The 24,583-nt window shown below is 55.4% G+C and carries 25 protein-coding genes; 11 read left to right on the forward strand and 14 right to left on the reverse strand.

Translation table 11 applies throughout. The features are described from left to right. Positions 1–56: 56 nt before the first annotated feature. Together C1N69_RS01860 and aspA are read right to left on the reverse strand one after the other, a co-directional pair. Positions 57–1,358, reverse strand: a complete 1,302-nt coding sequence (locus C1N69_RS01860; RefSeq protein ID WP_013095257.1) for an anaerobic C4-dicarboxylate transporter — start codon at positions 1,356–1,358, stop codon at positions 57–59. A 116-nt stretch (positions 1,359–1,474) separates the two neighbouring features. Continuing rightward, positions 1,475–2,911: an aspartate ammonia-lyase gene (gene aspA, locus C1N69_RS01865; RefSeq protein ID WP_047652003.1), complete on the reverse strand. Its 1,437-nt coding sequence runs from the start codon at positions 2,909–2,911 to the stop codon at positions 1,475–1,477. Between the two features lie 335 nt (positions 2,912–3,246). On the opposite strand from aspA, the gene C1N69_RS01870 reads away from it, so the two are divergent. After that, the gene (locus C1N69_RS01870; protein ID WP_167514975.1) at positions 3,247–3,711 is read left to right on the forward strand and encodes an FxsA family protein; all 465 of its coding nucleotides are present in this window, start codon (positions 3,247–3,249) and stop codon (positions 3,709–3,711) included. A 36-nt stretch (positions 3,712–3,747) separates the two neighbouring features. Here the strand turns inward: C1N69_RS01870 and yjeH are convergent, their stop codons facing one another. Further along, positions 3,748–4,968 carry an L-methionine/branched-chain amino acid transporter gene (gene yjeH / locus C1N69_RS01875; protein WP_155030576.1) on the reverse strand — a complete coding sequence of 407 codons (1,221 nt, stop codon included), beginning with the start codon at positions 4,966–4,968 and terminating at the stop codon, positions 3,748–3,750. A gap of 179 nt (positions 4,969–5,147) precedes the next feature. Here yjeH and C1N69_RS01880 point away from each other — a divergent pair, with 179 nt between their 5' ends. The 3 genes from C1N69_RS01880 to C1N69_RS01890 all read left to right on the forward strand — a co-directional run bounded on the left by C1N69_RS01880 (position 5,148) and on the right by C1N69_RS01890 (position 7,604). After that, positions 5,148–5,441: a co-chaperone GroES gene (locus tag C1N69_RS01880; RefSeq protein ID WP_003855929.1), complete on the forward strand. Its 294-nt coding sequence runs from the start codon at positions 5,148–5,150 to the stop codon at positions 5,439–5,441. Between the two features lie 31 nt (positions 5,442–5,472). After that, positions 5,473–7,116 (forward strand): chaperonin GroEL, encoded by a 1,644-nt coding sequence (gene groL, locus C1N69_RS01885; RefSeq protein WP_155030577.1) that lies wholly within the window; start codon positions 5,473–5,475, stop codon positions 7,114–7,116. A 134-nt stretch (positions 7,117–7,250) separates the two neighbouring features. Further along, positions 7,251–7,604, forward strand: coding sequence for a DUF4156 domain-containing protein (locus C1N69_RS01890; protein ID WP_025758226.1), 354 nt, complete (start codon positions 7,251–7,253; stop codon positions 7,602–7,604). 60 nt (positions 7,605–7,664) lie between these two features. On the opposite strand, the gene epmB is transcribed toward C1N69_RS01890, so the two are convergent. Beyond that, a complete protein-coding gene (gene epmB, locus C1N69_RS01895; RefSeq protein ID WP_025758227.1) occupies positions 7,665–8,693 on the reverse strand; it encodes an EF-P beta-lysylation protein EpmB in 1,029 nt (342 codons plus the stop codon). A gap of 40 nt (positions 8,694–8,733) precedes the next feature. Here epmB and efp point away from each other — a divergent pair, with 40 nt between their 5' ends. From efp to ecnB, 3 genes are all read left to right on the forward strand, one after another. Next, a complete protein-coding gene (gene efp / locus C1N69_RS01900; RefSeq protein ID WP_025758229.1) occupies positions 8,734–9,300 on the forward strand; it encodes an elongation factor P in 567 nt (188 codons plus the stop codon). Positions 9,301–9,348: 48 nt separating this feature from the next. Beyond that, positions 9,349–9,480 (forward strand): entericidin A/B family lipoprotein, encoded by a 132-nt coding sequence (locus C1N69_RS01905; RefSeq protein ID WP_045286609.1) that lies wholly within the window; start codon positions 9,349–9,351, stop codon positions 9,478–9,480. Positions 9,481–9,588: 108 nt separating this feature from the next. Continuing rightward, entirely contained in the window at positions 9,589–9,735 is a 147-nt protein-coding gene (ecnB, locus tag C1N69_RS01910) for a lipoprotein toxin entericidin B (protein WP_003025482.1), read from the forward strand. Positions 9,736–9,772: 37 nt separating this feature from the next. Here the strand turns inward: ecnB and C1N69_RS01915 are convergent, their stop codons facing one another. After that, positions 9,773–10,372 (reverse strand): helix-turn-helix transcriptional regulator, encoded by a 600-nt coding sequence (locus tag C1N69_RS01915; protein WP_059386965.1) that lies wholly within the window; start codon positions 10,370–10,372, stop codon positions 9,773–9,775. A gap of 261 nt (positions 10,373–10,633) precedes the next feature. Between C1N69_RS01915 and sugE the strand changes: the two genes are divergently transcribed. Continuing rightward, on the forward strand, positions 10,634–10,951 hold the full coding sequence (gene sugE / locus C1N69_RS01920; RefSeq protein WP_006178944.1) for a quaternary ammonium compound efflux SMR transporter SugE: 318 nt from the start codon (positions 10,634–10,636) through the stop codon (positions 10,949–10,951). On the opposite strand, the gene C1N69_RS01925 is transcribed toward sugE, so the two are convergent. Both C1N69_RS01925 and blaACT read right to left on the reverse strand, forming a co-directional pair. Continuing rightward, on the reverse strand, positions 10,948–11,478 hold the full coding sequence (locus C1N69_RS01925) for a lipocalin family protein (protein ID WP_095442156.1): 531 nt from the start codon (positions 11,476–11,478) through the stop codon (positions 10,948–10,950). The two genes, sugE and C1N69_RS01925, sit on opposite strands and share 4 nt — an antisense overlap. A gap of 106 nt (positions 11,479–11,584) precedes the next feature. Next, positions 11,585–12,730, reverse strand: coding sequence for an ACT family cephalosporin-hydrolyzing class C beta-lactamase (gene blaACT / locus C1N69_RS01930; RefSeq protein ID WP_155030578.1), 1,146 nt, complete (start codon positions 12,728–12,730; stop codon positions 11,585–11,587). Between the two features lie 132 nt (positions 12,731–12,862). On the opposite strand from blaACT, the gene ampR reads away from it, so the two are divergent. Then, complete coding sequence (gene ampR, locus C1N69_RS01935; protein ID WP_025758237.1) at positions 12,863–13,738, forward strand: LysR family transcriptional regulator AmpR; 876 nt, start codon at positions 12,863–12,865, stop codon at positions 13,736–13,738. Between the two features lie 29 nt (positions 13,739–13,767). Here the strand turns inward: ampR and frdD are convergent, their stop codons facing one another. The 4 genes from frdD to frdA are packed head-to-tail and all read right to left on the reverse strand — an operon-like array spanning position 13,768 to position 17,061. Then, complete coding sequence (gene frdD / locus C1N69_RS01940; RefSeq protein WP_000609653.1) at positions 13,768–14,127, reverse strand: fumarate reductase subunit FrdD; 360 nt, start codon at positions 14,125–14,127, stop codon at positions 13,768–13,770. 10 nt (positions 14,128–14,137) lie between these two features. Then, positions 14,138–14,533, reverse strand: coding sequence for a fumarate reductase subunit FrdC (frdC, locus tag C1N69_RS01945; RefSeq protein WP_025758238.1), 396 nt, complete (start codon positions 14,531–14,533; stop codon positions 14,138–14,140). Between the two features lie 10 nt (positions 14,534–14,543). Beyond that, the gene (gene frdB, locus C1N69_RS01950) at positions 14,544–15,278 is read right to left on the reverse strand and encodes a fumarate reductase iron-sulfur protein (RefSeq protein WP_028016426.1); all 735 of its coding nucleotides are present in this window, start codon (positions 15,276–15,278) and stop codon (positions 14,544–14,546) included. Further along, entirely contained in the window at positions 15,271–17,061 is a 1,791-nt protein-coding gene (frdA, locus tag C1N69_RS01955; RefSeq protein ID WP_045286606.1) for a fumarate reductase (quinol) flavoprotein subunit, read from the reverse strand. Before frdA ends, frdB begins: the two co-directional genes overlap by 8 nt. Before the next feature lie 310 nt (positions 17,062–17,371). Between frdA and epmA the strand changes: the two genes are divergently transcribed. Next, complete coding sequence (gene epmA / locus C1N69_RS01960; protein ID WP_025758243.1) at positions 17,372–18,349, forward strand: elongation factor P--(R)-beta-lysine ligase; 978 nt, start codon at positions 17,372–17,374, stop codon at positions 18,347–18,349. Positions 18,350–18,393: 44 nt separating this feature from the next. Here the strand turns inward: epmA and mscM are convergent, their stop codons facing one another. The 3 genes from mscM to rsgA all read right to left on the reverse strand — a co-directional run bounded on the left by mscM (position 18,394) and on the right by rsgA (position 23,855). Beyond that, positions 18,394–21,717, reverse strand: a complete 3,324-nt coding sequence (mscM, locus tag C1N69_RS01965; protein WP_155030579.1) for a miniconductance mechanosensitive channel MscM — start codon at positions 21,715–21,717, stop codon at positions 18,394–18,396. 19 nt (positions 21,718–21,736) lie between these two features. Beyond that, a complete protein-coding gene (asd, locus tag C1N69_RS01970) occupies positions 21,737–22,705 on the reverse strand; it encodes an archaetidylserine decarboxylase (protein ID WP_045286605.1) in 969 nt (322 codons plus the stop codon). Positions 22,706–22,802: 97 nt separating this feature from the next. Further along, complete coding sequence (rsgA, locus tag C1N69_RS01975; RefSeq protein WP_045286604.1) at positions 22,803–23,855, reverse strand: small ribosomal subunit biogenesis GTPase RsgA; 1,053 nt, start codon at positions 23,853–23,855, stop codon at positions 22,803–22,805. 107 nt (positions 23,856–23,962) lie between these two features. Between rsgA and orn the strand changes: the two genes are divergently transcribed. Further along, on the forward strand, positions 23,963–24,508 hold the full coding sequence (orn, locus tag C1N69_RS01980) for an oligoribonuclease (protein WP_028015247.1): 546 nt from the start codon (positions 23,963–23,965) through the stop codon (positions 24,506–24,508). Positions 24,509–24,583 lie beyond the last annotated feature (75 nt).

Genomic DNA, 24,583 nt, shown 5'->3' on the forward strand with positions numbered 1-24,583 from the left:
AATGAAACGGGCCGCAGAGCGGCCCAATTTTAACTATTTTTACAACCCGCAACGGTTTACAGCACCACGCCCCCGATGATAAAGCCGAGGATGACGCACAGCGTAATCGCGACCACACCCGGGATCAGGAATGCATGGTTAAACACGTACTTACCGATACGGGTAGAGCCGGTGTCATCCATCTCTACCGCCGCCAGCAGGGTTGGGTAGGTTGGCAGCACGAACAGGGCAGAGACGGCAGCAAACGAGGCGATGGCGGTTAACGGCGTTACGCCCAGCATCAGTGCCGCAGGCATCAGCGCTTTGGTGGTCGCCGCCTGAGAGTAAAGCAGGGTGGCAGCAAAGAACAGCACGACCGCCAGCAGCCACGGATAGTTGTGCAGCAGGTCGCCAGCGACGGTCTGGATATCACTGATGTGCGCTTTCACGAAGGTATCACCCAGCCAGGCTACACCCAGCACGCACACACAGGCGCTCATACCGGATTTGAAGGTGCTGGCGTTCAGCACTTCGCTGGTATCAATTTTACAGGTGATGCTAATCAGCGTGGCGATGGTCAGCATGAATACAACGATCGCTTCGTTACGCGGCAGGACCGGGTTCTGGATCAGACCTACGGTGTCACTGATGGCGGTCGCGTAGAACATGACGGCGACGATACCGATCAGGAACAGCACCACAGAACGTTTTGCGTGCGGCTTCAACTTGAAGACCTGGCTGCCGCGCAGGCTCACTTCACCCTTGGCAAGGCGTTCCTGATAAACCGGATCGTCTTTCAGTTCAGCGCCAAGGAAGTTACACAGCACGGCGGTGATCATCACCGCAATCAGCGTTACCGGAATACAGATCGCCAGCAGTGTCAGGTAGCTCACGCCCATGGGTTCCAGGATACCGGCAAAGAACACCACCGCCGCGGAGATAGGCGAGGCGGTTATCGCAATCTGGGACGCCACCACCGCAATGGAGAGTGGGCGAGACGGACGAATGCCCTGCTCTTTTGCCACTTCGGTAATCACCGGCAGCGTGGAGAAGGCGGTGTGGCCAGTACCGGCGAGAATGGTCATAAACCAGGTCACCAGCGGGGCAAGGAAGGTAATGTACTTTGGATGACGGCGCAGCATACGCTCCGCCAGACTGACCAGATAGTCCATGCCGCCAGCCACCTGCATGGCGGCGATAGCGGCAATAACGGCCATGATGATTTCGATAACGTCAAACGGGATAGCGCCGGGTTTAATCTGAAAGATAAGGGTAAGAACGAGCACCCCGAGACCGCCGGCAAAACCGATGCCGATACCCCCGAGTCTTGCTCCCAAATAAATCGCCAACAGGACGATGACGAGTTCTGCTCCAAACATAAGGACCTGCCTTGCTTATTAACAAGTTGATATTGAATTGTTGTATTTTGGTAACGCCTAAAAAGAAAAAAGGCACGTCACAAGTGACGTGCCTTTCGGAAGCTTAGCCTGAACGGTTACTGTTCGCTTTCATCGGTATATCGTTTCGCTTTATATGCCGGGTGCATCAGGTTCTGGGCCGAGAAGATATCGTCCAGCTCGGCTTCGGTCAACAGCCCACGCTCCAGCACCACTTCACGCACGCTCTTACCGGTTTCGGCGCAAATCTTACCGACGATGTCGCCGTTGTGGTGACCGATGAACGGGTTGAGGTAAGTGACGATCCCGATGGAGTTATAGACATAACCTTCACAGACTTCTTTATTCGCTGTGATGCCGTTAATGCATTTTTCCAGCAGGTTGTAGCAGGCGTTAGTCAGGATGTGGATGGATTCGAACATCGCCTGACCAATCACTGGCTCCATTACGTTCAGCTGCAGCTGACCCGCTTCGGAGGCCATGGTCACGGTCGTATCGTTACCGATGACTTTGAAGCACACCTGGTTCACCACTTCTGGCACCACCGGGTTTACTTTGGCCGGCATGATGGAGGAACCCGCCTGCAGTTCTGGCAGGTTGATTTCGTTCAGGCCAGCGCGCGGGCCGGAAGAGAGCAGGCGCAGGTCATTACAAATTTTGGACAGTTTCACCGCCAGACGTTTCAGGGCACTGTGTACCATGACGTAGGCGCCGCAGTCTGAGGTGGCTTCAATCAGGTCTTCTGCAGGCACAACTGGCAGGTTAGAGACTTCCGCCAGCTTCTGTACCGCCAGCTGCTGATAGCCGTCCGGGGTGTTCAGACGTGTACCGATGGCGGTGGCGCCCAGGTTCACTTCCAGCAGCAGTTCGGAGGTGCGCAGCAGGTTTTTCGTTTCTTCGTTCAGCAGCACGTTAAACGCGTGGAACTCCTGACCGAGGGTCATTGGCACCGCGTCCTGCAGCTGGGTACGACCCATTTTCAGGATATTCTGGAACTCAACCGCTTTGCGCTGGAAGCCATCGCCCAGCTGGTTGATCGCGTCCACCAGTTTCACCACAGAGGCATACACCGCGATACGGAAGCCGGTAGGGTAGGCGTCGTTGGTGGACTGGCATTTGTTCACGTGGTCGTTCGGGTTCAGGTACTGGTATTCACCTTTCTGGTGACCCATCAGCTCCAGGCCAATGTTTGCCAGTACTTCGTTGGTATTCATGTTGACGGAGGTGCCCGCGCCGCCCTGATAGACATCAACCGGGAACTGGTCCATGCATTTGCCGTTGTTCAGCACTTCATCGCAGGCCGCGATAATCGCATTTGCCGCGCTTTTAGGAATGGTTTGCAGCTCTTTGTTGGCCAGTGCTGCGGCTTTCTTCACCATCACCATGCCACGGACAAACTCAGGGATGTCGCTGATTTTGCTGTTGCTGATGTAGAAGTTTTCAATCGCTCTCAGAGTGTGAACACCGTAGTAGGCATCCGCTGGAACTTCCCTGGTACCCAACAAGTCTTCTTCGATACGAATGTTGTTTAACATGTGAACCTTCTTTTCAAGCTGCCGATGGATTGTACTAAACACACAGTATTTATGTGGTTTTGAATATTTTCTGGCCGACGATTATTCCCTCAATCAGCCAGATGCCCGAGATCATATGCTGATGATAGCGAATTGCCGTAATCTGGATCACTTATTATCGACCCGATTCCATGATAATTATTAATCTGTGAAATGAGTCACCGCTTTAATATTTCCAAAAAAAATATCCGTGCAAACTGATTGAATTTTCGCTAACCGTCACCATCTCATACAAACGCGCGTCGCGAACACATTCAGACAGGGGCTTGATGGCCTCTGCCACACAGGAGATGCCAGTGCGCTGGATACCGTTTATCGCTTTCTTTCTCTATGTTTACATTGAGATTTCCATTTTCATCCAGGTCGCCCATGTGTTGGGCGTCCTGCTGACCCTGATTCTGGTGATTTTCACCTCCGTCATCGGCATGTCGCTGGTGCGTAACCAGGGCTTCAAAAATTTCCTGATAATGCAGCAGAAGATGGCCGCAGGCGAAAGCCCGGCAGCAGAAATGATCAAAAGCGTATCGCTGATTATTGCCGGTCTGCTGCTGATCCTGCCGGGGTTCTTCACCGACCTCCTCGGCCTTCTGCTGCTACTGCCGCCGGTGCAAAAGCACCTGACCATGAAGCTGCTGCCGCATCTGCGCTTTAGCCGTATGCCGGGCGGTGGTTTTAGTACCGGGCCAGGGGATACCTTTGAAGGGGAGTATCAGCGTAAGGATGAACAACACGACCGTTTAGATCACAAAGACGATCGGTGATTTTGTTGCCCGGTGGCGCTTCGCTTACCGGGCCTGTTAAAGCGCCAGCCACAGCCCCGCCAGCATGATAATGGCGTACAGACTTTTCCATCCCACCATCGCCAGTAACAGCAGGCAAAGCATACCTCCCACCGCGGCCAGGGCTTTATAGCGACCGCTCATCAGACGGCAACCCGCCAGCATGCACAGCAGATAGATCATAATGAAAATACCGTTGGCGTAGACGATGAGCGCGTCCAGATTGATCTTCAGTGCGTAAATGCACAGCGTACTCACCACGCAGCAGCCCAGCACGGCATTCAGAGCATTCAAGGGAAGCTGACGTCTGGACAGGCGCGCAAGGCGGCTCTGGGGCTTCTCGCGCGCCTGTGACCACACCAGACGGGCAAAGCTCTGGATGTAAATATTCAGGCTGGCAAAACAGGCCAGATAGCCAATAACGCAGGCGATCCACAGCGCCTTCACGCCAAACAGTTCAACCACGATACCCGGCAGTGATGCCGCGGCGGCGAGATCCGCTCCGAAAGCGTTGAAGTGCAACACCAGCACGGTACAAGCCCAGTAGACCGTGCCTGCCAGCAGCAGGCCGATTATCAGCGCGCGGGGAAAATCACGTTCAGGCTGCTTAAATTCCGACGCCAGATGGGCAAAGGCTTCCAGACCGACAAAACACCAGAACATGACGGAGAGCGCGGCAAAAAGCTGTGAGTGATTGACGTCCGTCACGGCCGGGAAGGGAATCTCTTTTACGGTGATATCGCCCGCCCACCAGATAGCGGCAACGAGCGCGACAATCAGCACCGCAACCAGTGTCTGCAGGTTGGCGCTGGAACTGGCTCCGCGCGAACCCACCCACCAGACGATAGCCAGCGTCCCCAGTTCGGCCAGCAGCAGTTGCTCGTCATGCCAGCCAAACAGCGCCTGGCCAAAGCCGGTCGCAATATGCAACGCCGCAGGCAGCCCAACCGGAATGACGGAGAGAAACAGCCAGCCGGTCACACGCTCCAGTCGCGGGCCAAAGGCCAGCCCGACAAAATGCGCCACGCCGCCCGCGCTGGGGAAATGCCGCCCCAGGATGGCAAACACAATGGCAATCGGGAAAACCAGCACAATCAGAACGGGCCACGCCCACAGACTGTTATTGCCGGCTACCAGTGCCGCCAGTGCGGGTACGGCGAACACGCCCGTTCCTAACAAGGAGGTTGAAAGCAGGCCAACGCCTTGCGCCAGCCCCAGTTCCTGCTTGAGTCCACTCATTGACATCGCCCAGCCAATACCAAAAGAGAGGCGATGGTAACACTTTCGCAAATTTTTTTTTCAACTCCCCCTTGAAGGGGTAAAAAGCTATCCCCATCTCTCAGGGCACTAGTCGGAAAACCGCATGCGGGCCGGCGTCATCCATAACTGATAATGACTTTCTCAAAGGAGAGCTATCAATGAGTATTCGTCCGTTACATGATCGTGTGATCGTCAAACGTAAAGAAGTTGAAACCAAGTCTGCTGGCGGTATCGTTCTGACCGGTTCTGCAGCAGCCAAATCAACGCGTGGCGAAATCATCGCTGTCGGTAAGGGCCGCATCCTGGAAAACGGAACTGTGCAGCCACTGGACGTTAAAGTTGGTGACATCGTAATTTTCAACGATGGCTACGGCGTGAAATCCGAGAAGATCGACAATGAAGAAGTGTTGATCATGTCCGAGAGCGACATTCTGGCAATTGTTGAAGCGTAATTTACGCACGAGAATTTGAGGAAATAAGAACATGGCAGCTAAAGACGTAAAATTCGGTAACGACGCTCGTGTAAAAATGCTCCGCGGCGTAAACGTACTGGCAGATGCAGTTAAAGTGACCCTGGGCCCGAAAGGCCGCAACGTAGTGCTGGATAAATCCTTCGGCGCGCCAACCATCACTAAAGATGGTGTGTCTGTTGCACGTGAAATCGAGCTGGAAGACAAGTTCGAAAACATGGGTGCGCAGATGGTGAAAGAAGTTGCCTCTAAAGCGAACGACGCTGCAGGCGACGGTACCACCACCGCGACCGTACTGGCGCAGGCGATCATCACCGAAGGTCTGAAAGCCGTTGCGGCAGGCATGAACCCAATGGATCTGAAACGTGGTATCGACAAAGCTGTCGCTGCTGCTGTTGAAGAACTGAAAGCGCTGTCCGTACCGTGCTCTGACTCTAAGGCCATTGCTCAGGTAGGTACCATCTCCGCTAACTCCGACGAAACCGTGGGTAAACTGATCGCAGAAGCGATGGACAAAGTCGGTAAAGAAGGCGTTATCACCGTTGAAGACGGTACCGGTCTGGAAGACGAACTGGACGTGGTTGAAGGTATGCAGTTCGACCGCGGTTACCTGTCTCCATACTTCATCAACAAGCCAGAAACTGGCGCTGTTGAGCTGGAAAGCCCGTTCATCCTGCTGGCTGACAAGAAAATCTCCAACATCCGCGAAATGCTGCCAGTGCTGGAAGCCGTTGCAAAAGCAGGCAAACCGCTGGTTATCATCGCTGAAGATGTTGAAGGCGAAGCGCTGGCAACGCTGGTGGTCAACACCATGCGCGGCATCGTGAAAGTGGCTGCGGTTAAAGCACCTGGCTTCGGCGATCGCCGTAAAGCGATGCTGCAGGATATCGCTACCCTGACCAGCGGTACCGTGATCTCTGAAGAGATCGGTATGGAGCTGGAAAAAGCGACCCTGGAAGACCTGGGCCAGGCAAAACGCGTTGTGATCAACAAAGACACCACCACCATCATCGATGGCGTGGGTGAAGAAGCCGCTATTCAGGGCCGTGTGGGTCAGATCCGTAAGCAGATCGAAGAAGCGACTTCCGATTACGACCGTGAAAAACTGCAGGAGCGCGTAGCGAAACTGGCAGGCGGTGTTGCGGTAATCAAAGTAGGTGCTGCGACCGAAGTTGAAATGAAAGAGAAGAAAGCGCGCGTTGACGATGCCCTGCACGCGACCCGTGCTGCGGTAGAAGAAGGCGTTGTTGCGGGTGGTGGTGTTGCGCTGGTGCGCGTTGCCGCGAAACTGGCTGGCCTGACTGCGCAGAACGAAGATCAGAACGTGGGTATCAAAGTTGCGCTGCGCGCAATGGAAGCTCCTCTGCGTCAGATCGTGTCCAACGCCGGTGAAGAGCCATCCGTCGTGGCGAACAAAGTGAAAGCGGGCGAAGGTAACTACGGTTACAACGCAGCCACTGAAGAATACGGCAACATGATCGACTTCGGTATCCTGGACCCAACTAAAGTGACCCGTTCTGCTCTGCAGTACGCGGCATCTGTAGCGGGCCTGATGATCACTACCGAGTGCATGGTGACCGACCTGCCTAAAGGCGATGCACCAGATTTAGGTGCTGCAGGTATGGGCGGCATGGGCGGTATGGGCGGCATGATGTAATTGTGCGCTTTACCGCTTAGAATGTGAAAAACCCCCGGGCAGAAATGCTCGGGGGTTTTTCTTTTGGTCATCTTTTAGGTATAAGATTTACACACGGACAACTACTGTCCAGCTTATTGAAAACGAGGAATAACATGCGCGTAAAAGTCTGTGCAGGGATCGTAGGGGCAGCGTTGCTGCTGGCAGGTTGTAGTTCCAGCAATGAGCTGTCGGCAGCGGGCCAGGGTGTTCGCTTTGTAGAAGATAAGCCGGGCAACGAATGCCAGCTGTTAGGCACGGCAACCGGTGAGCAAAGTAACTGGATGTCAGGCCAGCATGGCGAAGAGGGCGGTTCAATGCGCGGTGCGGCGAATGCCCTGCGTAATCAGGCTGCGGCAATGGGCGGTAACGTGATTTACGGCGTGAGCAGCCCAACGCAGGGAATGCTGTCCAGCTTCGTGCCCACGGCCAGCCAGATGAGCGGCCAGGTCTACAAGTGCCCGAACTGATCGCCTTCTACTCTCTCCCTTAGCACCTGTAGGGCAGGTAAGCGTAGCGCCCCTGCCTTTTTAGCTCTGCCTTAGCTGCAAATCCAGCGGCGTCTTGCTCGGCTCACCGCCAATCTCACGTGCCAGCTTCGGCACCATATAGCCTGACACCAGCGTTAGCAGTTCACGCACGATCTGCCGGGCCTCTTCATCCGTCACCATGAAATGGGCTGCGCCCTGAACGCGATCAAGCACGTGCAGGTAATAGGGCAACACGCCTGCATCAAACAGGGCATTGCTCAGGTCAGCCAGCACGCGGGCGCTATCATTCACGCCACGCAGCAGAACGCTCTGGTTCAACAGCGTTACCCCCGCCTTACGCAGACGCGACATCGCCGCGCGAAATGCATCGTCAATTTCATTGGCGTGGTTAATATGATTTACCAGCAGCACCTGCAACCGGGACTGCTCCAGTCGCGCCACCAGAGCGTCAGTGACACGTGCCGGAATGACAATCGGTAAACGGCTGTGAATGCGCAGACGCTTAATGTGCGGGATGGCTTCAAGCTGAGTCAGTAGCCAGTCCAGCTCATGATCTTTCGCCATCAGCGGGTCGCCACCGGAAAAAATAATCTCATCCAGCTCCGGATGGGCGGTGATATAGTCCAGCGCGACCTGCCAGTTGCGTTTATTGCCCTGGTTTTCGGCATACGGGAAGTGCCGACGGAAGCAATAACGACAATTTACCGCACAGCCGCCTTTTACCAGCAGCAGGGCGCGGTTGAGGTATTTGTGCAATAAACCTGGCACCACGCTGTTCTGTTCTTCCAGCGGATCGGTACTGTAGCCCGGCGCGGTAATGAACTCATCCTGAGAAGTAAGCGTCTGTTTTAACAAAGGATCGTCTGGGTTGCCTTTCTCCATTCTGGCAACAAACGCGCGGGGAACGCGCAGGGCAAAGAGGCGCTTAGCCTCCCGGCCTGCAAGCAACTCTGGGTGCTGATCGAGGTCTAAAAGACGCAGCAATTCATCAGGACTGGTGATTACATCGGCAAGTTGCGATAACCAATCTTCTCTGGACGGGGTGTTTAGGGTTACAATATGCGCCATTTTGTGGCTTAGCTACCAGTTAACAAATTTAGAGGGCCTTATGGCAACGTACTATAGCAACGATTTTCGTGCTGGTCTTAAAATCATGATGGACGGCGAACCGTACGCGGTTGAAGCCAGCGAATTCGTTAAACCAGGTAAAGGCCAGGCATTCGCACGCGTTAAGCTGCGCCGCCTGCTGACCGGTACCCGTGTTGAGAAAACCTTCAAGTCTACTGACTCCGCAGAAGGCGCTGATGTTGTTGATATGAACCTGACTTACCTGTACAACGACGGTGAGTTCTGGCACTTCATGAACAACGAAACCTTCGAGCAGCTGTCTGCTGACGCGAAAGCCATTGGCGACAATGCCAAATGGCTGCTGGATCAGGCTGAGTGCATCGTTACCCTGTGGAACGGCCAGCCTATCGCAGTGACTCCACCTAACTTTGTTGAGCTGGAAATCGTTGAAACCGATCCAGGCCTGAAAGGTGACACCGCAGGTACCGGCGGTAAACCAGCAACGCTGTCTACCGGCGCTGTGGTTAAGGTTCCTCTGTTCGTACAGACTGGCGAAGTGATCAAAGTGGATACCCGCTCCGGCGAATACGTATCACGCGTGAAGTAATCATAAGGGCGCAGCGCCCGCTGCGCCTGTTTTTTGCAGGCAGGGATGATGAAACGTACCGTTAAAATTCTGCTTCTGTTAGCGCTCTCCGCTGTATTGCTTTCCGGCTGCAACACCACGCGTGGCATGGGACAAGACATCCAGGATCTCGGTCATATCATTTCGCACGCCGCCAGCTAAGTTCGTCTAATTTTCCTAAAAATGCTTCCTTTTCCGTCAAGTGGCGGGATCTTGTCTATTCTTAAGTTGCTATACACAAAACAACTTTGGCTATAAAAGGAAGATATTATGGTTAAGAAGACAATTGCAGCGATCTTTTCAGTCCTGGTACTTTCTTCAGTATTAACAGCCTGTAATACCACGCGCGGCGTCGGTCAGGATATTTCTGAAGGTGGTAGCGCAATCTCTGGTGCGGCAACAAAAGCTCAGCAGTAATGCATAAACGGTACGGGACCACACGGGTTTCGTACCGTCAGCTTTCCGATTCCTGCAGGGATAAAAACGGTGAAAAACGCGTATCCATATGCAACTTCATACGAATATTGCGTTTATAGGTATAGACCGTTTTGCCGTTGATACTCAGGTGAGCGGCAATCTTCTGATTGCTGGCGCCATCCATCCATAATGTCAGTACTTTCTCTTCCTGTCGGGTCAGCAAGGGCGCCGCCATCGTTGGTCTTTCGGCGCTTGCGCGCGAGATTAATGCATCGTTGATGGCCGTAGCCACTTCTTCGAGACTGGCATTTTTCAGCAACGACGACCATACCGGGAACTGCCCGAGCCAGTCTGTCATGCCGCTGTCCTCGCCCGATTGCAGCAAAATAAACGGTAACCGTTCGCTGGCGTTAAGCAAAGAAGAGAGCTGCTGAAAATGGTGAATCTCCTGCCGGAAGCCGTACAGATCAGCGATAACCAGCGTGGGTTTCCATTGCAGAATATGCTCCCTGGCCAGGAAAAGATTATTCAGGCCGGTCACAACATAGTGTCCCGGGAACAAACCGGAATGATTGAGCCATGCTTCAAACCCCGCGCGGGTGAAGTGACAACGGTCAATCAAAAGAATTTTGAACATATTTAATTCGCAGTCGGCTAGTGGTTTGGCTTCCTGCCATCAGAAAGCATATCATCATAGAGAAGTCGGATGAGTGCTAAATGCCGGAACTACGCGCCATACTGCGGCTATTTCTTGCCTTAACGTGTTCAGCAAAAAGGGATTGAAAAAAAATCGCTCGCTAACCACAATAGGGGGCGTAATCTCTGCCTTACGGGACGACCCGTAAGCGTTTCTTTCACCGGGGACGGCCCCAACTTGCATTAAGTTAAGGAGCCTGAAATGTCCTGGATCATTCTTTTCATTGCCGGTCTGCTCGAAGTGGTATGGGCGATTGGCCTCAAATACACCCACGGCTTTACCCGCCTGACGCCCAGCGTCATTACCGTGACCGCGATGATAGTGAGCATTGTATTGTTGTCCTGGGCGATGCGATCGCTTCCTGTGGGGACCGCGTATGCCGTCTGGACGGGCATTGGTGCGGTGGGCGCTGCCATCACGGGGATCCTGCTGCTCGGTGAGTCAGCGAGTCTGGCACGCATTGCCAGCCTCGCGCTGATTGTTGCCGGGATCATTGGGCTGAAACTCAGCACCCATTAATGGGGTTGTTTTACCCAGATGAGTTTTGACACATCAAACCCTTGCCGGGTCGCGACGTCCAGCATCTGCTGTTTCATCTCCGATGAAAGCGTTGGCGTGCGGGAGAGTATCCACAGGTAGTTGCGATCCGGCCCGCAGACCAGGGCATGGCGATACTCTCTGTCGAGGGCGATCACGTTATACCCGCCATAGAAGGGGCCAAAGAACGAGACTTTGAGCGCGGCTCTTCGCGGGTCGCCGGTGAAGTACGCTTTCCCAACCGACTGTTGCCAAATTTCCCTGTCGGGATTATATCCACGGTTGATCACCTGAATACCGCCATCATCCAGCGGGCTGTAATGCGCCGTAACCTTCTCTAAGCCCTGCTCAAACCGATGGTCGAGACGCGCGATTTCATACCATGTTCCGAGGAAGCGTTGCGCATCAAAAGGCGTGACGACGGTTACGCCAGGCGGTGGGGTAGGGGAACTGCAGGCAACCACTAAAAACGCGGCTGTCACCGCGGCGATAACAGGCAGAATGCGCATAGGAGTTTCCTTACTGTTTTTTGTTAAGTGTAGATGACAGCAGGAAAAATGCGGCGGATTGTGCGGTGTGTTTCACCGGGTGGCGAAGCCGCCACCCGGCAATGTTTTACTGCAGCGCGTCGAGGATACGGTATGCTGTCTCAACGCGTGCCGGATTCGGATAGCTTTTATTCGCCAGCATCACAATGCCGAGCTGTTTTTCAGGAATAAATGCCACGTAGCTCCCAAACCCACCGGTTGAACCCGTTTTGTGTACCCAGGAGGCCTTAACCGGCGGTACCGGGGGATTGACTTCTCTGGCAGGCAACGGTGCCAGCGCCACCTTATTGTCGCTGCCCCCGACCACGGTTTTGGCATCGACCGGCCAGTTCAGCATTTCCCAGCCTAACCCCTGATACATGGCACCCACGCGCCAGTAGCGGGACTGTGCCAGGGTAATCCCTTGTTTGAGAGAGCTATCCTGAAGGGCGTCGGGGGCCATGTTTGCCATCACCCAGCTCGCCATATCTTTCACGTTGGTTTTAATGCCATAGGCTTCAGCGTCCAGCATCCCCGGTGAAACGTGTACTGCTTTACCGTCACGGTAACCCCAGGCGTAATGCGCCTCTTCCGCTTTTGGTACGTTAATCCACGTATGGTCGAGCCTGAGCGGCTTAAAGACCCGCTTCGTCATGGCCTCTTCAAAACTCATGCCGGAGGGTTTAACCGCGAGGGCACCAAAAAGACCGATGCTGGCGTTGGCATAAAGACGCGTGGTGCCCGGCTTCCACTGCGGCTGCCAGTTTTGATAAAAGCGCAGCAGAGAGGCGTTATCAGTGACGTCATCCGGTACCTGTAACGGCAACCCCCCTGCGGTATAGGTTGCCAGATCCAGCATGCGAATGTCCTGCCACTGTTTTCCTGTCAGCTCAGGCCAGTATCTTGTCACTGGATCGCCCAGTGAGATTTCATCGCGGGCAATCGCATCGCCACCCAATACGCCGGTGAAGGTTTTACTTATAGAGCCCAGCTCGAACAAGGTTAGAGGCGTAACAGGTTTATTCGCCGCGACATCCGCTTTACCAAAGGTAAAGTAGTGCGGCTGACCCTGATAAATTACCGCCACCGCCATACCCGGAATAGCCTGCGCGTTCATCAGCGGCGTAACGGCACGCTCCACCACTTTAGCCAGCTGTTTTTCTGTCATGGGGGCGGCGAAGGCAGAGCAGGCAACGCTGAGCAGCAGGGCACAACTTAGGGATTTTTTCATCATCAGTTATCTTCCATAATCGCAGTTCAGGGGAGTGTCCGGGCCCGTCAGACCACTGTAGTCTGTTGGATTTGACTGTGGCTGACAAACGGTTAAATTTAGCATTAGCTGTTAATTTATCTAACGGACGAGACCATGACACGCAGCTATCTTCCCCTTAATTCGCTTCGGGCGTTCGAAGCTGCCGCCAGGCACCTTAGTTTTACGCATGCCGCTATCGAACTGAATGTCACCCATTCCGCGATCAGCCAGCATGTGAAGGCGCTGGAGCAGCACCTGAACTGCCAGCTGTTTGTCCGCGTGTCGCGCGGGCTGATGTTGACCACAGAAGGCGAGAACCTGCTGCCGGTACTGAATGATTCGTTCGACCGCATCGCCGGTATGCTGGATCGTTTTGCCAGCCATCGGGCGCAGGAGAAGCTGAAAATTGGCGTGGTGGGGACGTTTGCCACCGGAATGTTATTGTCGCAGCTGGATGATTTTCGCCGCTGCTATCCACATATTGATCTTCAACTTTCGACTCACAATAATCGCGTCGATCCGGCCGCCGAAGGGCTTGATTACACCATCCGTTATGGCGGGGGAGCGTGGCACGGTACGGAAGCGACGTTTCTTTGTTCTGCGCCGCTGGCGCCGCTTTGCACGCCTGACATCGCTGCCGCGTTGCAGACCCCGGCCGATATCCTGAAGTTTACCCTGCTGCGCTCTTACCGGCGCGATGAGTGGAGCGCCTGGATGCAGGCGGCAGGAGAAAACGCTCCTTCACCAACGCACCGTGTAATGGTATTTGATTCGTCTGTGACCATGCTGGAAGCCGCGCAGGCAGGCACCGGTATTGCTATCGCCCCCGTTAATATGTTTACCCATCTGCTGAACAGCGAGCGCATTGTGCAACCTTTTACGACGCAGATTGACCTCGGCAGTTACTGGCTCACGAGACTACAGTCACGAGCCGAAACCCCGGCAATGTGTGAGTTTACCCAGTGGCTGGTGGGGAAAATGCAGAAATAACAGGCCCGCCGGACGGCGGGCCAGAGGAGTCAGATCGTGACCACGGCAATCAGCGTCACCACGGTCAGGATGGTCGCCAGACCGTAGAACACCCATTTGCCGCTCGGGACATGGATTTTCAGGTCATGCATCGCATGGTGAATACGGTGCAGTCCACACCACAGCGGCAGGACGATCATCAGGAAGATGAACACGCGACCGATAAAGCTGCTCGCGAACGCCAGGACGCGTTCGTAGCTCAGCGCATCGCCCGGAAACAGCCCCAGTGGCAGCATAATGCCCACCAGCAGGATGATGACGGGAGCGATGATGGCACTCCACATGCCGCCTGCGCCAAACAGACCCCAGAAAACCGGCTCGTCAGAACGTTTTGGATTTGGATTGATCACAGTAGTCTCCTTACCAGAACAGTGCGACAAACAGAATGACCACAGTGACGAGAACGGTCACTGCCCAGAGCCCTTTAATGACGGGTTCTGGCCCCATTTTCTCGTCTTTAATGATGATATTCGCCGCTTTTGGCGCCAGTTCAAACCAGGTTTTGGTATGAAGCAGCGCAGCCGCGAGCACAATCAGGTTCAGCACGACAATGATTGGGTTTTGCAGGAAGCCAACAAAATTCGCCCAGGCTTCCGGGCCATGCTTGAGGGCAAATACCCCATACATCAGCTCCAGGCTGAACCAGACCGCCGGTACTGCCGTGCCTTCACGCAGCATGTAGAAGCGATAAAACGGCAGGTTTTTCCACCAGGTGGACGGCACTGGCCGCACATAGGCTTTGCGTTTAGTCGTCATCATGCACTCCTTAGCGTGGTTTCAGGGTAGCGATAAGAAAGTCTTTCGAGCTTTCCACTTTACCCTGCTGAATGGCGGCGGCCGGGTCGACATGCTTCGGACAGACTTCGGAGCAATAACCCACAAATGTACAGCTCCAGACACCGTTCTGGCTGTTAAGCTGCGCCATACGTTCTTTTTTGCCGTGGTCGCGGCTGTCTTCGTTATAGCGGTGCGCCAGGGTAATGGCGGCCGGGCCGATGAACTCAGGGTTCAGGCCAAACTGTGGACAGGCGGCGTAGCACAGACCGCAGTTGATGCAGCCGGAGAACTGATGGTATTTCGCCATCTGGGCCGGCGTCTGGGTGTTGGGACCCTGATCCGGCGTGCGCGGATTGCCAATAATGTACGGCTTGATGGCTTCCAGACTTTCGATAAAGTGGGTCATATCGACCACCAGATCGCGCTCAATCGGGAAGTTGCCCAGCGCTTCCACCTTGATGCCTTTGGTATAGTCACGCAGGAAGGTCTTACACGCCAGCTTCGGCACTTTGTTGACCATCATGCCGCAGGAGCCGCAGATTGCCATGCGGCAGGACCAGCGGTAGCTCAGGTCCGGCGCCAGGTTATCTTTGATATAGCCGAGCGCATCCAGCAGGGAGGTTTGCTCGTCATAAGGCACTTCGTAGAAAGCGCTATGCGGCGCGGTGTCCACCTCCGGGTTGTAGCGCACCACTTCAACTTTCAGTTTTTGCATCTCAGCCATTCGCCTTCTCCTTCTTCTCGGCGGCTTCTGCTTCTGCACCGTACACGCGTTTTGCCGGTGGCAGCGTGGTGATTTTCACGTCGCTGTAGTCCAGACGTGTGGTGCCATCTGCATCGCGCCAGGCGAGCGTGTGTTTCAGGAAATTGACGTCGTCACGTTCGGTACAGCCTTCATCGAGACGCTGGTGTGCCCCGCGTGACTCTTTACGCGCCAGTGCAGAGTGCGCCATACATTCCGCCACGTTCAGGCCGTGACCTAACTCGATGGTATAGAGCAGGTCGGTGTTGAAGACGCTGGAGGTATCGGTGATGCGAACGCGCTTGAAGCGCTCCTGCAGTTCCGCCAGCTTATCGACGGTTTTTTGCATCAGCTCAGGGGTACGGTAGATACCGCAGCCCTCTTCCATCGACAGACCCATTTCATCACGAATTTTAGACCAGTTTTCGTTACCCTCCTGGTTCACCAGGTCTTTCAGCCGTTTTTCAACGTCGGCGACCTGCGCGTCCAGCGCGGCACTGTTGGCTTCGCCTGCGGTAGCCGCTCGCTCCATCGCGCGCTCACCCGCCATGCGGCCAAAGACGACCAGCTCCGCCAGCGAGTTAGAGCCAAGGCGGTTGGCGCCGTGCAGACCCACAGAGGAACACTCGCCCACGGCGAACAGACCTTTGATGCGGGTTTCACACTGCTGGTCGGTTTCGATCCCGCCCATGGTGTAGTGCGCCGTTGGGCGGACCGGAATCGGCTCTTTCACCGGGTCGACACCCACGTAGGCTTTCGCCAGCTCACAGATGAACGGCAGACGTTCCAGCAGTTTCTTCTCGCCGAGGTGGCGCAGGTCAAGATGGACCACATCGCCGCGCGGCGTGGAGATGGTGTTGCCTTTACGCCACTCGTGCCAGAAGGCCTGAGAAACTTTGTCGCGTGGACCGAGCTCCATGTATTTGTTCTTCGGCTCACCGAGGGGCGTTTCCGGACCCATACCGTAATCCTGCAGATAGCGGTAGCCGTTTTTGTTGACCAGGATACCGCCTTCACCGCGGCAGCCTTCCGTCATCAGAATGCCGGAGCCGGGCAGACCGGTAGGGTGATACTGCACAAACTCCATATCGCGCAGCGGTACGCCGTGGCTGAGCGCCATGCCCATGCCGTCGCCGGTGACGATGCCGCCGTTGGTGTTATAACGATAGACGCGTCCCGCACCGCCCGTTGCCATTACCACCGCATTGGCGCGGATCTGGACGAGCGTGCCTTCCATCATGTTCATCGCTACCAGGCCGCGCGCATGGCCGTCATCGACCAGAATGTCGAGGACGAAATGTTCGTCAAAGCGCTGAATTTGTGGGAACTGAAGAGAAGTCTGGAACAGGGTGTGCAGCATGTGGAAGCCGGTTTTATCGGCGGCGAACCAGGTGCGTTCTATCTTCATACCGCCGAAGCGGCGAACGTTGACGCTGCCGTCCGGACGGCGGCTCCACGGGCATCCCCACTGCTCAAGCTGGGTCATCTCCGTTGGACAGTGATGGACAAAGTAGTCAACGACATCCTGTTCGCAAAGCCAGTCGCCCCCTGCAACCGTGTCGTGGAAATGGTATTCAAAGCTGTCATGATCCTGCGCAACGGCGGCGGACCCTCCTTCTGCGGCCACCGTGTGGCTGCGCATAGGGTAGACTTTAGAAATCAATGCGATTTTAGCGTTGGGATTAGCCTGCGCTGCAGCAATCGCAGCACGTAATCCAGCCCCGCCAGCGCCTATTACGGCAAGATCGGCCTGAAAAGTTTGCACGACATTCCTCCAGATTTTTGTTATTTCGCAACGCGACAAACTAAAGGTAGTTCACCCGTCCAAATGGACGATTGCGAAAGCGTTTCCACTGCTCCTTTATGGGTAAAACAGTATAACCGCGTAGATGTCAGGGAAATTTGACGTGTTCGATTTTTTTGCTGTTCTCTTCGGTGATTTATCATGGAGATTGATGAATTGCGTCACGCAATTGCTCACGTAAATGAAATCCGCTTTTTTACTGCGCAAAATTTGTCTCTGTCCCTGCTAACGAGTAGACTTCGTGCCCTTGTCTGAAATCGGAGAAATATCCATGAGCGAAACGGCCACCTGGCAGCCGAGCGCATCCATCCCTAATCTGCTAAAACGCGCTGCAATTATGACGGAGATCCGCCGTTTCTTTGCCGACCGTGGAGTCCTTGAGGTGGAAACGCCGTGCATGAGTCAGGCAACGGTAACGGATATTCATCTGGTCCCGTTTGAAACCCGTTTTGTTGGTCCTGGCCACTCTCAGGGCATGAATTTGTATCTGATGACCAGCCCGGAGTATCACATGAAGCGCCTGCTGGCGGCAGGATGTGGTCCGGTGTATCAGCTGTGCCGCAGCTTCCGTAATGAAGAGATGGGGCGCCACCACAATCCGGAATTCACCATGCTGGAGTGGTACCGCCCGCATTATGATATGTACCGCCTGATGAACGAGGTGGACGATCTGCTGCAGCAGGTGCTGGACTGTTCCGAGGCGGAAACGCTCTCTTATCAGCAGGCTTTCCAGCGTTATCTGGAAATCGATCCGTTATCGGCGGACAAAACTCAGCTGCGCGAAGTGGCGGCAAAGCTCGATCTGAGCAACGTGGCAGATACCGAAGAAGATCGCGATACGCTGCTGCAGCTGTTGTTCACCTTTGGTGTGGAACCTCAGATTGGCAAAGATCGTCCAACGTTTGTCTATCACTTCCCGGCAAGCCAGGCCTCGCTGGCGCAGATCAGCACCGAAGATCACCGCGTGGCAGAGCGTTTTGAGGTCTATTACAAAGGCATTGAACTGGCGAATGGTTTCCACGAACTGACTGACGCACGCGAGCAGCAGCAGCGTTTCGAGCAGGATAACCGCAAGCGTGCCGCGCGCGGCCTGCCGCAGCAGCCCATCGATACTCACCTGCTGGAGGCGTTAAAAGCAGGCCTGCCGGATTGCTCCGGCGTGGCGCTGGGGGTGGATCGTCTGGTAATGCTGGCGCTGGGCGCGGAGCAGCTTGGCGATGTGATTGCGTTTACCGTCGATCGCGCCTGACGGCATTTAACCCTCTCCTATGGGAGAGGGTTGCTCCGCTTATCTTACACACTCCCCGCCGGGCGTTTACGCGCCGCAGAGGTTAAGGTTCTTCCCGTTTTCCGCCCGTCCAGGCTTTCCAGTCGCATCTGGAATGGTGGGAACGGCATATCAATACCGTGTTCGCGGAAGCCTGCCAGAATCAGCTGGTGGATCTCATGGCGCAGCGGCATACGGTGCCCCATTTCGGCGGCGTAAATACGCAGCTCGAAAATCTGGATCCCCTGCTGAAGATCGACCAGGAACACTTCCGGCGCCGGGTTATCGAGCACCAGGGTGCAGCGTTCAGCGGCGGTGTAAAGAAGCTGGGTCACTTCTTCACTGTTGGCATCCGACGGGGCCGGCACGGTCAGCACCACGCGCGTGACGGAATCTGACAGCGACCAGTTGATGAACTGCTCAGTGATAAACGCCTTGTTTGGCACGATGATCTCTTTCCGATCCCAGTCGCTGATTGTCGTGGCGCGGGTATTGATCTTCGTTACGCTACCGGTCAGGTCACGGATCGTGACCGTATCGCCAATACGAATCGGTTTTTCAAACAGGATGATCAGGCCGGAAACAAAGTTTGCGAAAATCTCCTGCATACCAAAGCCAAGCCCAAACGTCAGCGCGGCGACCAGCCATTGCAATTTAGACCACTCAATACCAATCATCGAGAACCCAACCATCCCGCCAAAGAGCAGAATCAGGTATTTCGTGATGGTGGTAATGGCGTAACCCGTGCCCGGGGTTAAATCCAGATGCTGCAATAGCGCCAGCTCCAGCAGCGCCGGGAAGTTACGTACCAGCTGGGTCGTGATGATCAGCACCAGAATGGCGATCAGCACCGCCCCTAAGGTAATGGGCTCCAGGCTCTCTACGCCCTGCACCGTAGAGGTCACGTCCCACAGCGAGATGTTCTCCAGGAAGCCAAACGCGGAGTGGATCTCCGACCACAGGAAGATCACCGACAGGAGGGCAACCAGCATCAGGATGGAGCGCACCAGACGAAGAGACTGGGTGCTGATGGCATCCAGATCCAGTTCAACCTCGTCCGCATCCATCGTGCCTTCGGTGCTGTTGACATGGTTGGGCTCGTCTTCACCCCGCGCTCGCTGGGCGAGGATCTCTGCCCGGCGGTGCTTGGCGCGGTCAAATGCCAGGCGGCGGCGCTGGATCAGCATCCCGCGGCGGATCACGTGATAAACCACCAGCAGCAGGAACCAGATGGCGACCGAGGTTTCCAGTCGCGCCAGCAGCGCCTGCGAGGTCGCCAGGTAGCCCACGGCCGCTGCCAGCATGGCAATCAGAGGCGCACAAAGAAGCAGGTTCCACAGCATGCGGTTGAACATGTTGTCGCCGCTGCCGGTTTTATCCAGATAAAGCGGTATACCGGCGCGTTTCAGACTGAGCGTGACAATGGCCAGCGCCCCACAGATCAGCATAAAGCAGAGGCGTCCCAACGAGCCCGAGAACTCCCGGTCGTTGAGATTATCGAACATGATGAGCGCCATAATCAGCGGCACAATCAACCCAATGCTCATCAGGTAGTAGCGCATGGCGCGCGCCACGCGGTTACGCGGCCAGCCAAAGTGAGCGATGAACAGACCATTGGGCCGCGCAAATGTGGCACAAATCATCACCACCCACAGCAGAGGGACGGTGGCGGTCACGCCGTCGCCAATCGCGACCGCGAGCGGGTAGGGCCAGGCTTCCCGCAGGCCGTATCCGAGCGTCATCCACAGCACCGGCAGCGGTGAGGCAACGAGTATTGACCAGAACACGGTGCGCAACGTCAGCCAGAAGTGATCCTGGGTCACCTTACCTACCCGGGCGCTGGAGCGTTCCAGGAAGCGGGTAAAGTGCCTGCGTGAGTATATGCTGAAGCCCACCAGAATTAATGCGCCCAGCAGCGGGAAGATGGTCTCTTTGCTGGTGAGCATCATCACGCTGGCTTTTCCAAGCTGGCTGAAGGTATCCAGCGAGATCAGACGGCGCAGATCCTGGACAACTTCAATGGGCCACGAGAAGGTCATCGGGCGTACGTCAGAGGTCCAGAAGAGATAACGGTGCGTGGCCTCGTTCACCTCTTTCAGCGCATCTTCCAGCTGACTGTTGGAGACTTTCAGCTTGGTCAGTTCCAGAATCAGCGTATCCCCACCCTGCAGCAGGGAGTTCAGCAACTCGCGCTGGGTCCGCAACTGGGCTTCCAGAATGCGGTTTTGCTCGCTGGTGAGCGGCTGTCCATCAGCCTGACGGATCTGGCGGATTTGCGGCTGTTTATTGAGAAGATCTTCAAAATGCAGACGCTGAACGCGCAGCTGAGCCATCTCGGTATCCAGCTGCTGCGGCTTCGGCATCTCCGGCAGGCGCGCGACCTGGGCGCGTAACGCCTCGCCCAGCAGATTTGATGACCCCAGCCACTGAGACTGCTCGCGCAGGGTGTTGAGCGCCTGGCGCACCTGAAGCGTTTGATTGGTGGCCTGGCGCTGTTGGGAAGCCACCAGATCCATACGCTGCGCCTGTTGATTCAGTGCGGCAGAAAGCTCGCGGTTGACCTTAAACTGTTGAACGATGCCGGCAGGAAGATTATCGCTGTTTTCCGCCAGCAGTTCGGTGCTCTCCAGCGCGCGCTCTGCTTCACGCTGGCGCTGGCTGTTAAGCTGATTGCGCAGGGCCTGCAGATACGCATCCAACTGCTCGCTCTGCTTCTGAGCGAGTTCTGAGCGCATCCGCGACAGCTCCTGACGGTTATTGGCGGAGAGTTGCGCCAGCTCCAGCTCATCGACAAGGGCCTTCAGACGGGCTGATTCAGCCTGCAGGCCCAGATTTTGGGCCTGAGCTTGTGGCGTATTGCCGCTTTGCGTACCAATGCGACGCTCAACTTCATTAAGCTGGCGGCGGGCGTCGGTTTGCTGTTGCGGAAGCTGGCTGAGGGAGTCGGCAATTTCACGCGCTCGCTCCTGTTCCTGCTGGGCAAGGCGGCTCTTCTCCAGAAGCTGGCTGCTGACCTGCAGGATCTCCTGGTTCAGGGCATCGGAGGTCATGCCGGCGGGTACATCGCGCGGTTCATCACGCATGTTCGCGAGCTGCGCGCGCAGCGTCTGCGAGAGTTTGGGGAAGTTGTCAATAACCTGCTGATACTGCTGAGCGCGCTCAAGAGAGCCTTTCCGCTCTTCAAGCGCGTTCAGTGCGGACTGGAGTGACTCAACGGTCTCAGGCTGAGCGGGTTTTGCCGCTTTTGCCTGCTCCAGCTCCTGGGTTATCTGTTTGGCGTCGGGGGCTGTCGCTGCGTACGCCCCCATGCTGAGGCACCAGGCCATCAGTAGAACGATAATCGGGCGCACGTCAGCGATCCTTCTGTTGTTAGCCTTCGTCTTTTTTGTCGTCAACCAGCGGGCTGGCGTCATGTTCGGCCTTGATCTCTGCTTCCGGCAGCGGTGCAGGCTCTGCATCCGGCGTCACGAAGGTTTCAGTAGAGATGGCCAGCGGCTGGCCCAGTTTAGTGACCGACAGGCTTTCGAGCTGTTCAGCCAGTTTCACTTTACCCGGCGCAAACAGGTTGATAACGGTTGAGCCCAGCTTAAAGCGGCCCATCTCCTGGCCTTTCAGCAGTGCCACGGAGCCTTCTTCTTCACCGGCAGGCCAGGTCCAGCGCTTGATGACGCCTTCACGTGGCGGCGTAATGGTGCCGGCCCAGACGGTTTCGATGCTGCCGACAATGGTCGCGCCCACCAGAATCTGCGCCATCGGACCAAATTCAGTATCGAACAGGCAGATGACGCGCTCGTTACGGGCAAACAGGTTCGGGACGTTTTGCGCGGTCAGGTGGTTTACAGAGAACAGGTCGCCCGGAACGTAAATCATTTCACGCAGGATACCGTTACACGGCATATGCACGCGGTGGTAGTCGCGCGGTGACAGATAGGTGGTGGCAAACGTACCGTTACGGAACAGATCCGCCATCAGGTAGTTACCCGCCAGCAGCGCTTCCAGGCTGTAATTATGGCCCTTCGCCTGCAGAATTTTGTCGTCTTCGATATCACCCAGCTGGCTAATCACGCCGTCTGCTGGCATCACCAGGACGTTAGGGTCGGTGTTTACCGGGCGTACATCGTCACGCAGCGGGCGCACGAAAAACTCGTTAAAGGTGCGGTAGCTGGCAGTATCCGGCTTCTGCGCCTCTTTCATATCAACCTTGTAATATTTTACGAAAAGGTCGATGACCAGTTTGGTCAGCCAGCCTGCGCGTTTGCTTGCGCCCCAGCCCGCCAGGCGAGTGAGCCACAGTTTTGGCAGAATGTATTGAAGCGAAAGTTTAAATGCGTTTAACAAGGTAGCCTCCAGGCCATTGTTTTGTCGTTCCTGATCCGGCGTTATACCGCCGGAACCTGAAAAAGGGGGACGATTTTAGCGATGCTTAGCTTAGTTGTCAGTTATCAGAATCAGAAAAGTTTTTACGCGTTTTTACCTGATCCATGCTCTCAAGAATACGGTGGTAGTTCTCGAAGCGGGTCTGGGCGATTTCACCGTTCTCAACCGCTTCACGGATAGCGCAGCCCGGGTCGTTATCGTGTTTACAGTCGCGGTACTTGCAAGCACCTAAATAATCATGGAATTCGACAAATCCGTTGAAGATTTGTTCCGGCTCAAGGTGCCATAAGCCGAACTCACGTACGCCCGGGGAGTCGATGACATCACCACCGTGCGGGAAATGATACAGGCGCGACGCGGTGGTGGTGTGCTGGCCCAGGCCCGAGACGTCTGACACATCGTTGGTGAGGATCTCTTGCTGGAGGCCAAGCAGGTTATTCAGCAGGCTCGATTTGCCCACGCCGGACTGGCCCGCAAAGATGCTGATGCGATCGGTAAGCGCCTCTTCCAGCGGTTTCAGGCCATCTTTGGTATAGCTGGAGACCATCAGGACGCGGTAGCCAATCTTGCGATAGATATCCATCTGTTCGTTGACGAACGCCATGCCTTCGTCGTCCAGCAGATCGATTTTGTTCAGCACGATGATCGGTTCAACCTGCAGCGTTTCACAGGCAACGAGGTAACGGTCGATTATATTGAGCGAAAGTTCGGGCAAAATCGCCGATACGATAACGATCTGGTTAATATTGGCGGCAATTGGTTTCACCCCGTCGTAGAAATCGGGACGGGTTAATACGGACGTGCGCTCATGGACCGCTTCAACGATACCTTTTACCGTCACGCCTTCCGCGGCCTCTTTACCCGGCCGCCAGACCACGCGATCGCCGGTCACCAGAGAACGAATGGTCCGGCGGATGTTGCAGCGGTGGATCTCACCATCGGCGGATTCCACGTCGGCGTGCATACCGAAACGGCTGATGACTACGCCTTCCGTCGGGTCGCCAAACAGGTTGTCGTCGTAATCGACCTTCTCCGAAGTGGTTTTAAGACGGCGCTGGTGATTGGCATTCACACGACGCTGCTGCCCTTTGGAGAGTTTATTTTTACTCAATCGCACTGGCTCCTGGTCGCCCGTAAGGGGCAAAACCTCTATGATACACTCTAATTAATACTAGTTAACCTGCTACTGCCGGTTATGCGAGAAGGGTGGAAAATAACATGAGCGCGGATGAAAACAACCTGATTTGGATCGACCTTGAAATGACCGGGCTGGATCCCGAGCGCGATCGCATCATTGAGATTGCAACCCTGGTGACTGACGCCAACCTCAATATCCTGGCGGAAGGGCCAACGATTGCGGTGCATCAGTCAGACGATCAGCTTGCGTTGATGGATGAGTGGAACGTGCGTACCCATACCGGCAGTGGTCTGGTAGAACGCGTGAAGGCGAGCACCCTGGGTGACCGCGAGGCGGAGCTGGCGACGCTTGAGTTCCTGAAACAGTGGGTTCCGGCAGGCAAATCGCCTATCTGCGGGAACAGCATCGGCCAGGATCGCCGTTTCCTGTTTAAGTACATGCCGGAGCTGGAGTCGTACTTCCACTACCGTTATCTGGATGTCAGCACCCTGAAAGAGCTGGCGCGTCGCTGGAAACCTGAAATCCTCGATGGCTTTAAAAAGCAGGGGACGCACCAGGCGATGGACGATATCCGCGAGTCCGTGGCGGAGCTTGCTTACTATCGCGAAAACTTTATTAAGCTGTGATTTTGAGAACCGGCGCCTTGCGTGGCCGGCTTTTTGCCGTTAAATTGTTCAGCTTGCCGATTAAATAAGCATTTG

The organism is Enterobacter sichuanensis, from assembly GCF_009036245.1.
Lineage (GTDB): Bacteria > Pseudomonadota > Gammaproteobacteria > Enterobacterales > Enterobacteriaceae > Enterobacter > Enterobacter sichuanensis.